14 protein-coding genes are annotated in these 13,558 nt (G+C 72.6%); 10 read left to right on the top strand and 4 right to left on the bottom strand.

The window, feature by feature from the left end:
• Positions 1-21 precede the first annotated feature (21 nt).
• Genes AC07C1_RS28035 through AC07C1_RS28025 form a run of 3 tightly spaced genes read left to right on the top strand, consistent with a single transcriptional unit; the run spans position 22 to position 1,259 of the window.
• A complete protein-coding gene (locus AC07C1_RS28035; RefSeq protein WP_478943372.1) occupies positions 22-537 on the top strand; it encodes an NUDIX domain-containing protein in 516 nt (171 codons plus the stop codon).
• Positions 538-558: 21 nt separating this feature from the next.
• The gene (locus AC07C1_RS28030) at positions 559-951 is read left to right on the top strand and encodes a YidH family protein (RefSeq protein WP_478943370.1); all 393 of its coding nucleotides are present in this window, start codon (positions 559-561) and stop codon (positions 949-951) included.
• The gene (locus tag AC07C1_RS28025) at positions 939-1,259 is read left to right on the top strand and encodes a DUF202 domain-containing protein (protein WP_478943368.1); all 321 of its coding nucleotides are present in this window, start codon (positions 939-941) and stop codon (positions 1,257-1,259) included. The genes AC07C1_RS28030 and AC07C1_RS28025 overlap by 13 nt, the downstream gene beginning before the upstream one ends.
• A gap of 83 nt (positions 1,260-1,342) precedes the next feature.
• On the opposite strand, the gene AC07C1_RS28020 is transcribed toward AC07C1_RS28025, so the two are convergent.
• Positions 1,343-2,293: an NADP-dependent oxidoreductase gene (locus AC07C1_RS28020; protein WP_478943366.1), complete on the bottom strand. Its 951-nt coding sequence runs from the start codon at positions 2,291-2,293 to the stop codon at positions 1,343-1,345.
• Positions 2,294-2,405: 112 nt separating this feature from the next.
• On the opposite strand from AC07C1_RS28020, the gene AC07C1_RS28015 reads away from it, so the two are divergent.
• The 6 genes from AC07C1_RS28015 (at position 2,406) to AC07C1_RS27990 (ending at position 9,036) form a co-directional block, all read left to right on the top strand.
• On the top strand, positions 2,406-2,705 hold the full coding sequence (locus AC07C1_RS28015) for a hypothetical protein (protein WP_478943364.1): 300 nt from the start codon (positions 2,406-2,408) through the stop codon (positions 2,703-2,705).
• 171 nt (positions 2,706-2,876) lie between these two features.
• Positions 2,877-3,899: a phosphotransferase family protein gene (locus tag AC07C1_RS28010; protein WP_478943362.1), complete on the top strand. Its 1,023-nt coding sequence runs from the start codon at positions 2,877-2,879 to the stop codon at positions 3,897-3,899.
• 6 nt (positions 3,900-3,905) lie between these two features.
• Complete coding sequence (locus AC07C1_RS28005) at positions 3,906-5,120, top strand: acyl-CoA dehydrogenase family protein (RefSeq protein WP_478943360.1); 1,215 nt, start codon at positions 3,906-3,908, stop codon at positions 5,118-5,120.
• Between the two features lie 284 nt (positions 5,121-5,404).
• The gene (locus tag AC07C1_RS28000; protein ID WP_478943358.1) at positions 5,405-7,138 is read left to right on the top strand and encodes a helix-turn-helix domain-containing protein; all 1,734 of its coding nucleotides are present in this window, start codon (positions 5,405-5,407) and stop codon (positions 7,136-7,138) included.
• A 318-nt stretch (positions 7,139-7,456) separates the two neighbouring features.
• Complete coding sequence (locus AC07C1_RS27995) at positions 7,457-8,818, top strand: type III PLP-dependent enzyme domain-containing protein (protein ID WP_478943356.1); 1,362 nt, start codon at positions 7,457-7,459, stop codon at positions 8,816-8,818.
• Positions 8,819-8,829: 11 nt separating this feature from the next.
• On the top strand, positions 8,830-9,036 hold the full coding sequence (locus AC07C1_RS27990) for a hypothetical protein (RefSeq protein ID WP_478943354.1): 207 nt from the start codon (positions 8,830-8,832) through the stop codon (positions 9,034-9,036).
• Positions 9,037-9,057: 21 nt separating this feature from the next.
• On the opposite strand, the gene AC07C1_RS27985 is transcribed toward AC07C1_RS27990, so the two are convergent.
• The 3 genes from AC07C1_RS27985 to AC07C1_RS27975 are packed head-to-tail and all read right to left on the bottom strand — an operon-like array spanning position 9,058 to position 12,127.
• Complete coding sequence (locus AC07C1_RS27985; RefSeq protein ID WP_478943483.1) at positions 9,058-9,651, bottom strand: TetR/AcrR family transcriptional regulator; 594 nt, start codon at positions 9,649-9,651, stop codon at positions 9,058-9,060.
• Positions 9,652-9,677: 26 nt separating this feature from the next.
• Entirely contained in the window at positions 9,678-11,357 is a 1,680-nt protein-coding gene (locus tag AC07C1_RS27980; RefSeq protein ID WP_478943352.1) for a class I adenylate-forming enzyme family protein, read from the bottom strand.
• Positions 11,354-12,127: an SDR family oxidoreductase gene (locus tag AC07C1_RS27975; RefSeq protein WP_478943350.1), complete on the bottom strand. Its 774-nt coding sequence runs from the start codon at positions 12,125-12,127 to the stop codon at positions 11,354-11,356. The genes AC07C1_RS27980 and AC07C1_RS27975 overlap by 4 nt, the downstream gene beginning before the upstream one ends.
• A 158-nt stretch (positions 12,128-12,285) precedes the next feature.
• Between AC07C1_RS27975 and AC07C1_RS27970 the strand changes: the two genes are divergently transcribed.
• Positions 12,286-13,515, top strand: a complete 1,230-nt coding sequence (locus AC07C1_RS27970; protein ID WP_478943348.1) for an exo-beta-N-acetylmuramidase NamZ family protein — start codon at positions 12,286-12,288, stop codon at positions 13,513-13,515.
• The last annotated feature ends 43 nt before the right edge of the window (positions 13,516-13,558 follow it).

The following is a 13,558-nucleotide window of genomic DNA, read 5'->3' as shown; positions in this document are numbered from 1 at the left end:
CCCGCCTGCTTGGATGGGGGTATGAACCCCGCTGACGAGATCCTCGACATCGTCGACGAGAACGACCAGGTCATCGCCCAGTACCCACGTGGCGAGGCGTACGCCCGCGGGCTGCGCCACCGCTGCGTGTTCATCCAGGCCCGGGACGCGGCCGGCCGGCTCTTCGTGCACCGGCGCACGGCCACCAAGCTGGTGTACCCCTCGCTGTACGACATGTTCGTCGGCGGAGTCGTCGGGGCGGGTGAGGCCTACGACGAGGCGGCCCTGCGGGAGGCCGAGGAGGAGCTGGGCGTGAGCGGACTGCCCCGGCCGGCCTTCCTCTTCAAGTTCCTGTACGACGACGGGGCCGGGAACAGCTGGTGGTCGGCGGTGTACGAGGTGCGCTGCGAGCTGCCGGTGCGGCCCCAGGCGGAGGAGGTCCAGTGGTACGGCTTCCTGCCCGAGGAGGAGGTCGAGCGGCGGCTCGGCGAGTGGGAGTGGGTGCCGGACGGGCTGGCCGCGTACGAGAGGCTGAGGGTGTTCCGGGCCGGCCGGTGACGCGCCGGTAGGGTCGTCGGCGTGAGCGAATTCGTACGGAACATCCGGCTGTGGTTCGCGCCGGACCTGGTGCGGGAAGAGGGTGGCACGCCCGACTACCGGTTCTCGCTGGCCAACGAGCGCACCTTTCTGGCCTGGCTACGGACCGCGCTCGCGCTGATCGGCGGCGGATTCGCGGTGGACCAGTTCCTGCCGGACCTGCGCTGGGCGTGGCGGGTCGGTCTCGCGCTCGCGCTGCTGGGGGCCGGTGTGCTGTGTTCCCTGCGGGCGGTGAACCACTGGGTGCGCTGCGAGCGGGCGATGCGGCGCGGCGAGGACCTGCCCGCCTCCCGGTTCCCGGCGCTGCTGAGCCTGGTCGTCGCGGTGGTGGCTGTCGCGATGCTCGTCGTGGTGCTGGTCGGATGGGAGGGGTGAGCCCCGCGGGCCGGGACCCCGGGCTGCAGCCCGAGCGCACCCGGCTGGCCTGGCGCCGCACGACCCTGTCCGCCGCCGTGGCCGCCGTACTCGCCGCGAAGAGCGCCCTGCACGGCGGGTCGGCCACGGGGATCCTCGGGTGCGCGGTGTGCTGTGCGCTGTGGCTGGGCTTCCTCCAGGTCGCCCACCACCGCATCCACGCCCTGTCCCGGGGCACCCCACCGCCCGCGCTCGCCCCCCGCCACGCGACGGCAGCGGCCCTGTGCGCGGTGGCGATGGCCGTGTGCGCGGCCGTACTCGTGGTTTAGGTCCTTGTCCGGCCGACCGTGCCGGACGAACCCTAGGGTGCCTTTCGTCTGGATCATGCCCGGCATGATCCAGACGAGAGGCCCTAGGCGCCGCCTTCCGCCGGCTCCCGGTCCACCGTCACCACGATCTTGCCGCGGGTACGGCCCTCCTGGTTCAACCGGTGCGCGTCCGCCGCCCGCTCCAGCGGGAACGTCTCCTGTACGTGCACGGACACCACCCCCTGTTCGGCCAGCTCGGCGAGTTTCCCCAGGTCCTCGGCGTCCGGCCGGACGAAGCAGTAGCGCCCGCCGTGACCCGCCACCTCCGGGTCGGCGATCGACGCCAGGCGGCCCCCGGGAGCGAGCAGGCCGGCGGAGGTCCTGAGGGTGTCGCCGCCGATGGTGTCGAACACCGCGTCCACCCCCTTCGGGGCCAGCCCGCGCACCCGTTCGGCCAGGCCGTCGCCGTAGGTCACCGGCTCGCCGCCGAGGGCGCGGACGTGGTCGTGGTTGCGCTCGCTCGCCGTGCCGATCACCCGGGCACCGAGGTGCGCGGCGATCTGGACGGCCAGGGAGCCGACCCCGCCGGCCGCCGCGTGGACCAGCACGGTCTCGCCGCGCCCGACCCGCAGCGCCTTGACGAGCACCTGGTAGGCGGTGAGCCCGGCCAGCGGGAGTCCGGCGGCCTCCGTGAAGGACAGGTTGCGCGGCTTGCGGGCCAGCGTGCGGACGGGCGCGGCGACGTACTCGGCGAAGGTGCCCCGGGACAGGAAGTCCTCGCGGACGTAACCGATGACCTCGTCGCCGGCGGAGAACTCCGTGACCGAGGCACCGGGCCGGACGACCACCCCGCTGACGTCCCAGCCGGGGACCACCGGGAACACGGCGTCCAGGAGCGCGTCGAGATGGCCCTCACGGCACTTCCAGTCGACCGGGTTGACGGCCGCGGCACGCACCTCGACCAGCACCTGGTCGGGGCCGACCTTGGGGTCGCGCAGCTCGCCGTACTCCAGTACCTCGGGTCCGCCGTAGCGGCTGTAGCTGATGCCCTTCATGCCCTGACCCTCCGGGGAGCTCGAACGCCACGCAACCGGGATGCCCTGATATGTCCCGTTCGCGTGGCAGCCTGTCCGTCGTCAACACCCCCGTACCCCGAAGGTGAGCACCATGACCACCCTCCACCAGGAGCACACCGAACACGCGACACACAGCCACGGCCCGGACTGCGGGCACACGGCCGTGCCGCACGGCGACCACCTCGACTACGCGCACGACGGCCATCTGCACCGGGAGCACGAGGGCCACTGGGACGAGTGCGAGCCGGCCGGGCACACCGCGCACGCGGGTCATGAGCACGTGCACCACGACGAGTGCGGCCACGCACGGGTGCGGCACGGCGACCACGTCGACTATCTGCATGACGGACACCGGCACGCCGAGCACGGCGACCACTGGGACGACCACTGACCCGGCCGGCCCGAAGCGGCCGGCGGCTCCCCCGGCGGCGCGTCGGGGAGCCGTCGTCCTATGGTGGCTCCGATCACGTTTCGCACTACGTTCGGCACTTGCACTGGACGACATACCGACCGGTCGGCATCATGAGTCGGGTCTTGTTCTCCCGTTCGTAGGAGTGACCTCATGAGCGCCGACCACCCGCCCGGACTCGACCTGGACCGGCTGCGCGCCCTGCTCGACCGCGAGTGCCCCGGTCTGGTGAACGGCCCCCTGACCGGCCGGCTGATCGAGGGCGGACGGTCGAACCTCACCTACGCGGTCTCCGACGGCACCTCGAAGTGGGTCGTACGGCGGCCTCCGCTCGGCCATGTGCTGGCCACCGCGCACGACATGAAGCGCGAGCACCGGGTGATCAGCGCCCTGCACCAGACGCAGGTGCCGGTGCCGCGGCCGGTGCTGCTGTGCGAGGACGAGGACGTGCAGGGGGCACCGTTCTACGTCATGGAGTTCGTCGAGGGCACCCCGTACCGCACCGCCCAGCAGCTCGCCCCGCTGGGTGCGGAGCGCACCCGGAACGCGGTGCTGTCCCTGGTCGACACCCTCGTGGAGCTGCACGCGGTGGACCCCGCCGCGGTGGGCCTCGAGGACTTCGGCCGTCCGGAGGGCTTCCTGGACCGGCAGCTGCGCCGCTGGGGCAAGCAGCTGGACGCCTCCCGCAACCGCGAGCTGCCCGGCATCGACGAGCTGCACGCGGCCCTCGGACGCGCGCTGCCGGCCTCCCCCGCCCCGGCCGTCGTGCACGGCGACTACCGGCTGGACAACGTCCTGATCGGCTCGGACGACAGGATCAAGGCGATCCTCGACTGGGAGATGTCGACGCTCGGCGACCCGCTCACCGACCTGGGCCTGCTGGTGATGTACAGCCAGCCGCTCGGGATGCCCGACTCGCCCGTCTCCACGACCGCCGAGGCGCCGGGGCACCCGTCCCCGCAGGAGCTGATCGAGCGGTACGCCGCGCGCTCGGGGCGCGACGTCTCCGCCGTCTCCTGGTACACGGCGTTCGCCTGGTTCAAGCTCGCCGTGATCCTGGAGGGCATCCACTACCGGTACACGCTGGGCCAGACGGTCGGGCGGGGCTTCGACCGCATCGGCGCACTCGTGCCCGTCTTCATCGACCACGGACTGACCACTCTCCAGGAAGGCTGACCGGACATGGACTTCGCGTTCGACGCACGCACCGAGGAACTGCGCGCCAGGCTCCTCGCCTTCATGGACGAGTACGTCTACCCGGCCGAGGCGGTCGCCGAGGAGCAGCGGGCCGCGCTGGCCTCGCCGTGGGACACCCCGGCCGTGGTCGGGGAGCTGAAGGCCGAGGCCCGCAGGCAGGGCCTGTGGAACCTCTTCCTCCCCGATGCCGAGCACGGCGCCGGGCTGACGAACCTCCAGTACGCGCCCCTCGCCGAGATCACCGGCCGCTCCCCGCACCTCGCGCCGACCGCGACGAACTGCGCCGCGCCCGACACCGGGAACATGGAGGTGCTGGCGCAGTTCGGCGACGAGCGGCAGCGGAAGCAGTGGCTGGAGCCGCTGCTGGCGGGTGAGATCCGCTCGGCCTTCGCGATGACCGAGCCGGAGGTGGCCTCCTCGGACGCCACGAACATCACCACGCACATCGAGCGGGACGGCGACGAGTACGTCGTCACCGGCCGCAAGTGGTACATCTCCGGGGCGATGAACCCGGACTGCAAGATCTTCATCGTGATGGGCAAGACGGACCCGGACGGGGCGGACATCCGCCGCCAGCAGTCCATGGTCCTGGTCCCGCGCGACACCCCGGGCGTCACCGTCACGCGCGCGATGCAGGTGTTCGGCTACGAGGACCACTCGCACGGCGGGCACGCCGAGGTGGTCTTCGACCACGCGCGCGTACCGGTGTCCAACCTGATCGGCGAGGAGGGCGGCGGCTTCGCCATCGCTCAGGCACGGCTCGGCCCCGGCCGCATCCACCACTGCATGCGGCTGATCGGCATGGCCGAGCGGGCGATCGAGCTGATGTGCCGGCGGGCCGGGTCCCGCACCGCGTTCGGCAAGGCGCTCGCGCAGCAGGGCGTGGTCCAGAACTGGATCGCCGACGCCCGGGTCACCGTCGAGCAGTTGCGGCTGCTGGTGCTGAAGACGGCCTGGCTGATGGACACCGTCGGCAACAAGGGCGCCCACACCGAGATCCAGGCCATCAAGATCGCCACTCCGCGTGCGGTGGTCGGCATCCTGGACCGCGCGATCCAGCTGCACGGCGCGGGCGGCGTGAGCCAGGACTTCCCGCTGGCCGAGCTGTACGCGAGCGCCCGCACCCTGATGCTCGCCGACGGCCCGGACGAGGTGCACCAGCGGTCGCTGGCGCGGCGGGAGTTGAAGAAGCACCTGTGAGCACCCGGCCGGTGCGGACACCGCCACCGCATCGGCCGCTCCCGCCCCTACCGCCGAGGCCCGTCGCTCCCGTCCCGTGCACCGCGCTCTTCGCGTGTGTCTCCCGTACCTCCGCCACACCGGCCCGACTCCCGTACCGCCACCGCCCGTTGGTTCCCTCCCGTATCGCCGCCCCGGTGCTCCCCCGTGTTCCCGTGCGCGGTTGAGTGCTCGTCCGGTGTGTGGTGTCGTACCCCTTCCGGAACCGGCCGGGGACGGCCGGCGGCGCGTGGAGTGGGGGAAGCATGACGGACCTGCGGGACCAGCCGGGGTGGGGCGCGGCGGCGGAGTCCAGAGTGACCTTGGAGCGGCTGCTGTCCGTCGTGGGCTCCGGGGCCCTGGAACTGGACACGGCACCCGGGGGACTGGCGGTGGCCGTCACCGGTGTCACCGTACTGGACGTGCTGGACCCCGAGATCCGGGCAGGGGAGCTGCTGCTCGCGGTCGGCGTCGACGCCGGGTCGGCCCACGCGGTGGATGTCGTACGCCGGGCCGGCGTCGCGGGAGCCTGCGGCGTCGTGTTCGGGCCGGGCCGTCCCGAACGGGCCGCCGGGGCGCTGCGGGCGGTCGCCGAGGAGGCAGGGACGGCGGTGCTCTTCCGCACCGCCTGGTGTCCCTGGTCCCAGCTGGTCGGACTGGTGCGGGCCGGGCTTGCCTCGGCGGGGGTCCCGCCGGTGCCGGCGGCGGCGGGGCTGGCCCTGGGGGACCTCAACGGGCTGGCCGACGCGGTGGCCGCCCTGGTCGGCGGCGCGGTGACCATCGAGGACACGGAGTCCCACGTGCTGGCGTACTCCTCGACCGAGGAGGACGTGGACGAGCTGCGCCGGCTGACCATCCTCGGCCGGCGCGTTCCGTCCTGGCGCGTGGCCGCCATGCGGGAGGCGGGGTTCTTCCGCGCCCTGTGGGGAACGGACGACGTGCTCTACCGGCGGGCCCGCGGGGAGGACCCGGAGCGCCTGGTGTGTGCCGTCCGGGCGGGCGGCGAGGTGCTCGGGTCCGTATGGGTGGCCGCGGTCGCGGGCCGGCCCCTGTCCCCGAACGCGGCGGAGGCCCTGCGCGCGGCTTCCCGTACGGCCGCCGCGCACCTGCTCCACCACCGCACGCGCGGTGCGGACAGCCGTCTGGTGGAGGACGCGGCGCGTGCGCTGCTGGAGGAGCGCGGTTCCGCCGAGGTCCTCGCCGAGCGGGCGTCGCTGCCGGCGCAGGAACCCTGCGCCGTCCTGGCGGTGGGCTTCGCGATCGGCACCCCCGACGACGCCTCGTCCGCGGACCCGTCCGACGAGCGGTCCGACGACCCGTCGAGCGACCCGTACGGCGACCCGTCGAGAATGTACGCCCTGCTCACCCTGCACTGCGCGGCGCTCCTCCGGCACCGGATCGTGGTCGTGCCGGCGGGCGGGCGGGCCCTGCTACTGGTGGGCGCGCTGGACCCGCACCAGGCCGGCGAGCAGGTGACGGAGGTCGGGAAGTCGCTGGCCGCTCAGCTGTCCGCCACGACCGCCCGGCAGGTGAGAGTCGGACTGGGGGACGTGGTCCCGGCGCTGGCGCGGGCGGCCGAGTCGCGCCGGTCGGCGGAGCTGGCTCTCAAGGCCCTCGCCCGGGCCGGGGGATCACGCGCTGTCGCGCGGGTCGAGGACGTCGCGGACACGATCGGCATCATGCAGGTGGTCGAAGGGCTGCGTGACGTGGAACTGCCGCCGGGGACGTCGGTGGCGCGGCTGACCGCGTTCGACGCCGAGCAGAACGGAAGCCGCCTTGTGGAGACCCTGCGGGCCTACCTCGACCACTTCGGTGACGTGTCCGCCGCCGCTCGCAGCCTTTCGGTCCACCCCAACAGTCTGCGGTACCGGCTGGGCCGGATCACCGCGGTCTCGGATCTCGATCTCGACAGCCCGGACGCCCGGCTGCTGGCGCACCTTCAGTTACGACTGCGGGGGCACGACAAGGGAACGGGATCCGGTCCGCCGGCAGCACCGTGACACCGGGGACAGGCGGGTCCGGCCGGCGGCACCGTGGCCGTGACACCGGGATCCGGCCGGTCCCGCCGGCGGCACCGTGGCCGTGGCACCGGGGGCCCGTCGGGCCCGGCGTTCGTCCGTGCGCACCAAGGTGGGGCCCTGTTGTCGTCGGGGCGCACAACGGCGCGTACGGCGGGGTCCGGTCGTCCGGTCCGGCCGCCGTCGTGAGAGGGGCGCCTTTGACGAATCGACGAAGACGGCAGGCGGTCACGGCCAGCAGTCTGGGACTGCGCTCGGGGACCGACCCGGGCCCGTGATCCCGACACCGGAAGGCTCACCATGACCGCTGTGACCCCCGCCGCCGCGCGGCGTGAACGCATCCTGCGGGAAGCCGTTCGGCAGCAACTGCTGCACCCGGAAGAGGCCCTGCTGGCCGCCTTCGTCGACCTCGACGGGGTCGAGGCCACGGTCGGGGCCCTGCACGACGCCTTCCCGGGCCCGCCCGAACTGCCCCACGTCCTGCACACGTTCGCCGCGAAGGCCAACTGCCTCGTCCCCGTACTGAGGGAGTTGAAGCACCTCGGCATGGGCTGCGAGGTCGCGACCGCGGGTGAGCTGGCCCGGGCGCTGGCGGCCGGCTTCCCCGCCGACCGGATCGTCTTCGACGCTCCCGCCAAGACACAGGCGGAGCTGGAACGGGCCCTGGCCCTCGGAGTGACCGTCAACGCGGACAACTTCCAGGAACTGGAGCGGATCGAGCGGGTGCTCGCGCACCGCGCTTCGACCTCGCGCATCGGGGTGCGCGTCAACTGCCAGATCGGCGGCGGCACCATCGCCGCGATGAGCACGGCCACCAGCACCTCGAAGTTCGGCGTCCCGTTGACCGACCCGGGCAACCGGGAGCGGCTGATGCGGGCATTCGGCGAGCATCCGTGGCTGACCTGGGTGCACACGCACACCGGGTCCCAGGGCTGCCCCCTCGACCTCATGGCCCGCGGGGTGGCCCAGGCGGTGGAGTTCGCCGACCAGGTGGAGGCGGCTTTCGGCCCGGGCCGGGTCACGGGCATCGACATCGGCGGCGGACTCCCCGTCAACTTCGCCGACGACGAGGTCACGCCCACCTTCGCGACGTACGTCGAACAGCTGCGGGCCCACGCCCCGAGGCTCTTCGGGGGCAGGTACCAGGTCGTCACCGAGTTCGGCCGCTCGCTCCTCGCCAAGAACGGTTTCCTGGCCGCGTACGTCGAGTACACCAAGAACGCCGGGGGCCGGCCGATCGCGGTCACCCACGCGGGCGTGCAGGTCGCCACCCGGACCGTGTTCAACCCCGACGCCTGGCCGCTGCGGATCGAGGCGCACGACGGGTCCGGCGCGGCCAAGCGGGGCAGGCCCGTACGCCAGGACGTCGCGGGCCCCGCCTGCTTCGCCGGCGACCTGCTGGCACGCGACCGCGCGCTGCCGTCGCTCCAGCCCGGCGACCTGGTCGTCGTCCCGGACACCGGCGCCTACTACTTCTCGACGCCGTTCCACTACAACAGCCTGCCCGAACCGGCGGTGCACGGCGTCCGGGTGCACGCGGACGGCCGGATCCACTTCACGCTCATCCGTCCCGCGCAGGACCCGTGGCTGCTGTCGGAGCAGGACGGTGTCAGCACGCCGCCCCGGGAACCGGTGGGCGCCCCGGCCCGCGGCGCCAGGTGAGGAGTCCGAGGGTGTCCCGGTCCGACCGTCCGCGGCCCGGCCGGGACGGCCCGCTCCTCACTCAGCGAGCCGCCCTCGTGTTCCTGCTGGCCGCCCTGGCCGGCGTCGGTGCCACCGTCCTGGCAGCGCTGGCGGGCAGCGCGTGGCCGGTCGCGGTGAGCGCGGGCTGCGGTGCGGCCGCCACGGCCGTTCTGTTCTTCAAGGAGATCATCGGCTAGGCGGCGCGGCGGGCACCGGTCCTACGGCCGCAGCGCCCGCAGCAGCAGGTCGGCGAGGTGGTCGGCGACCTCCTGGGGAGCCAGGGGGCCGTTGGGGCGGTACCAGGTCGACAGGTGGTGGACCGAGCCGAAGTGGTAGTCCACGACCAGGTCGGCCGGCGTGGCCGTGGAGAAGACACCCGTCTTCTGGCCCTCCTCCACGAGCGCGCGGAAGCGTTCGTGGTAGCGGCGGCGCTCGGCGCGGACCTGCTTGCTCTTCTCCGGGCTCAGGTGGTGCATGGAGCGGAAGAAGATCATCGCGTCGTCGAGGTGCTCGATCGTCGTGACCACGACGTCCGCCGCCGCGGCTCTGAGCCGCTTCTCGACCGGCTCGTCGGCGTCCGCGAACGCGTCGAGACGCTCCTGCTGGACACGCAGCACGCGCGCGTACACCTCGTGCAGGAGGTCGTCCTTGGAGCCGAAGTAGTGGTACAGCGCCCCCTTGGTGACGCCGGCCGCCTCCACGATCTCCTGCACCGAGGTACGGTCGTAGCCCTGCTCGGCGAAGAGCCGGGTGGCGGCGGCCAGCAGCCGCTGTGGAACGGGGGGCCCGTCTCCGTCCGTCGTCCTGGGCACTGCCGCCACCTGCCTTTCCTCGTCGCCTACTGAACGGCGTCGCTGTTGTCGTGCGCGCGGGAACGCAGTTCCCGACGGAGGATCTTCCCACTCGCCGTCTTGGGCAGGTCGGGCAGGATCTCCACCTGACGCGGGTATTTGTAGGCGGCCAGTCTCTCCCTGCAGTACGCCGCGAGTTCATCCGGGTCCGTCTCGGCGTCGGGACGGAGGCTGATGTAGGCCTTGACGGTCTCCCCACGGTAACCGTCGGGGATGCCCACGACGGCCGCCTCACGCACCGCCGGGTGGGTGTACAGGACGTCCTCGACCTCGCGGGGCCACACCTTGAAGCCGGACGCGTTGATCATGTCCTTCTTGCGGTCGACGACGTACAGCCAGCCCTGTTCGTCCATGAAGCCGATGTCGCCGGTGCGCAGCTCGCCGCCCGGGAAGGTCTCGGCGGTGGCCTCGGGGCGCCGCCAGTAACCGGGGACCACCTGGGGCCCGCGTACGACGATCTCGCCCTGCTCGCCGAGCGGCACCTCCGCACCCTGCTCGTCGACGATGCGCACGAGGGTGTCCGCGCCGGGCAGGCCCACGGACAGCGTCCCGGAGACCGGGTCCACGGGCGCCTCCAGGCCGGGCGGGACGGAGGCACAGGGGGCGGTGCACTCGGTGAGGCCGTAGCCGACCCGGATGTACGGCCCGAAGCGCTCCCGGAACCGCTCCACCAGGGCCGGCGGCACGGGGGCCCCGCCCGAGGAGATGTTCACGAAGGAGGCGAAGTGCTCGCGGGTGACGTCCGGGTGGGCGGCCAGCGCCATGTAGGCGGTGGACGGGCCGACCGTGTAGTGCGGGTGGTGCTCGGCGAACGCCTCCAGGACGACTCCGGGCTCGAAGCGGTAGGTGAGCACCAGGGTGCCCGCGCTGGTCAGGCAGGCACCCAACTGGCAGACCATGCCGGTGATGTGGAACAGGGGTGCGAGCGCGTAGTAGACCGGCGCCTCGGGCAGGCCGAGCCCGGTCCGCTGCCGCTCGGCGTTGTGCATGATGTTGCGGTGCGTGTTGGTGGCGCCCTTGGGGGCGCCGCTGGTGCCCGAGGTGTAGCTGATCAGCGCGATGTCGTCCGGACGCGGCGCGCGGCCCTCGGGCGCCTTGCCGCCCTGCCGGGCGACGGCCACGAGGTCGTCGGCGTCGGGAGCCTGGGGCAGCCGCTCGAAGGACAGCACGCGCGCGTCGTCGCGCGTCTGGAAGTCCAGCTCGCAGCCGGTCAGCACGATCCGCACCGGTGAGTCGGCGGCCGTGTCCCTGAGGTACGCCTCCCAGGCCCGGTCGGAGCAGATCAGCGCCGCCACCTCGCCGTCCCGCAGGACATGCGTCACCTCGGCCGACTTGTACATGGGGTTGACCGGGACGACGGTCGCACCCGCCTTCCAGGCGCCGAGGAGGGCCAGGACGAAGTGCGGGGAGTTCTGCAGCAGCACGGCGACCCGGTCGCCGCGCTCCAGCCCGCGCGCGGCGAGGTGGGCCGCGACGGAGTCGGTCAGCTGGTCCACCTCGCGGTAGCTCAGCCGGGCGTCGAAGTAGGTGAGGAAGGTCCGGTCGGGCACCTCGGCGACCGCACCGCGCAGGGCGTGCACGAGCGAGTCGGCGGGATCCACGGGAGCGCGCTGGGTCTCGTCGAGGAGGGCCAGCCAGGGGCGGGCCGCGTAGGGGGATGCGGTCACCGGGCGGCCTCCCACTTCTGCTGGATGTGGTTCATGCCGGTCAGCCAGCGGTCGGGCGTGGCGGCCCGTGCCTGGTAGTACTCGGCGACCTCGGGGTGCGGCAGGATCAGGAAGCGGTCCTCGTCGATGCCCCGGAACAGGGCGTCCGCGACGGCCTCGGGCTCGATCGCGGTCGGCTGGAGCACCAGGTCGCCCGCGCTGCCGGTGGCGGCCAGCATGTCGGTACGGACGCCCTGCGGACAGATGGCGTGCACGGCCACACCCCGGTGGCGGTACGTCAGCGACAGCCACTCGGCGAAGGCCAGCGCGCCGTGCTTGGTGACGCTGTAGGAGGGGGCGCCGATCATGGTGAGGAGTCCGGCGGCCGAGACGGTGGACACGAATCGGCCACGACCGCGCTCCAGCCAGTCCGGCAGCAGCGCGTGGGCCGCGCGGACGTGCGCCATGACGTTGACGTCCCAGGACAGCGCCCAGGACTTCTCGTCGAGGGCCGCGTCGCCGGCCGCGTCCTCGAAGGCGACGCCGGCATTGGCGCAGTAGACGTCCACGGTCCCGCCCAGCGCGTCGCGGGCGTCGCCGACGATCGCGGAGGCGTCGCCCGGCACGGCGATCCCGCCGATCTCCTCGGCCACCGCCTCGGCCTTGCCGGGGTCCAGGTCATTGACGACCACCCGGGCTCCTTCGGCGGCGAACCTGCGGGCCAGCGCGGCCCCGATCCCACCGCCCGCTCCGGTGACGACCACTCCCGCATCCTGCACGGCTTCCACCATCGGTCTCCTTCGACACGGTGCGCAATCGGCTCTGCCGCACGACAGACTAACCAGTCGGTATGTGTGAGGGAAGGGGTGACTGCACCAACCTAGGGGCGCGGGGAACTGCGCGACCAGCCACACACGGCCTGCACCTTCCCATCGACCGGAGGTACCCCATGCGCCTGTCCCGACGGAGCCTTCTCGCATCGGCCACGATGGCAGTCATGTCACCGACACCGGTCGCCGCCGCAGCCGGCCATCACCTGCACACCGGTTTCGACCGCCTCTCGGCCGACGGCTACTCACTCCTCTCCGGCCAGAAAGTCGGCATCGTCACCAACCCCACCGGCATCACGAAAGACGCCCGCCACATCGTCGACGTCATGCACGCCGACCCCCGGGTGCGGCTGACCGCCGTCTTCGGACCGGAGCACGGCTTCCGCGGCACCGCCCAGGCAGGCGGTTCCGAGGGCCGCTACGACGACCCGGCGACCGGCCTGCCGGTCTACGACACGTACCTCAAGAGCGGCCGCCCGCTGGCCGACGTCTTCACCGCCTCCGGCGTCGACACGATCGTCTTCGACATCCAGGACGTGGGCGCCCGCTTCTACACGTACATCTGGACGCTCTACGACTGCATGGAGGCGGCCCAGCTCGCGGGCAAGAGGTTCGTCGTCCTCGACCGGCCCAACCCGGTGACCGGCCGCTCGGCCAGGGGACCGGTCCTGCACAAGGAGTTCGCCACCTTCGTCGGCCGGCAGCCCATCGCGCAGGCGCACGGGATGACGGTCGCCGAACTGGCCCGGCTGTTCAACGGGGAGTTCCTGAGCACGCCCGTGCCGCTGGAGACCGTCCTGATGACGGGCTGGGAACGCAGCCACTTCTACGACGCCTCCGGACTGCCGTGGGTGCCGCCGAGCCCCAACATGCCGACCCCGGACACGGCGTTGGTGTACTCCGGCACCTGCATGTTCGAGGGCACCAACCTCTCGGAGGGGCGGGGCACGACGAGGCCGTTCGAACTCCTCGGCGCGGAGGGCGTCGACGGGCGCTGGGCCGCCGCCGTGAGCGGACTCGGGCTGCCCGGCGTCCGGTTCCGGGAGGCGTACTTCGCGCCCACCTTCTCCAAGTTCCAGGGCAAGACCGTCGGCGGGGTGCAGATCCACGTCCTCGACCGGGCGGCCTACGATCCCGTGCGCACCGCGATCGCGCTGCTGGTGACCGCGAGGAAGGTCTGGGACGGCTTCGCCTGGCGGCCGGACAACTGGATCGACAAGCTCACCGGCTCCGCCCGGGTGCGCACGATGATCGACGCGGGCGCCGGCACCGACGAGGTGACCGGGGCCTGGCAGGAGGAGCTGGCCGCGTTCCGGCGGATCCGAAAGGAATATCTCCGCTACGGGTGAGGCGCGATGTATGGCCAACCTCGCCCCGCAGCAGGACGATGCG

Source organism: Streptomyces sp. NPDC045022, from assembly GCF_056432605.1.
Note: the sequence above shows the minus strand (reverse complement) of the source record. Positions and strands in the feature narration are given on the sequence as shown.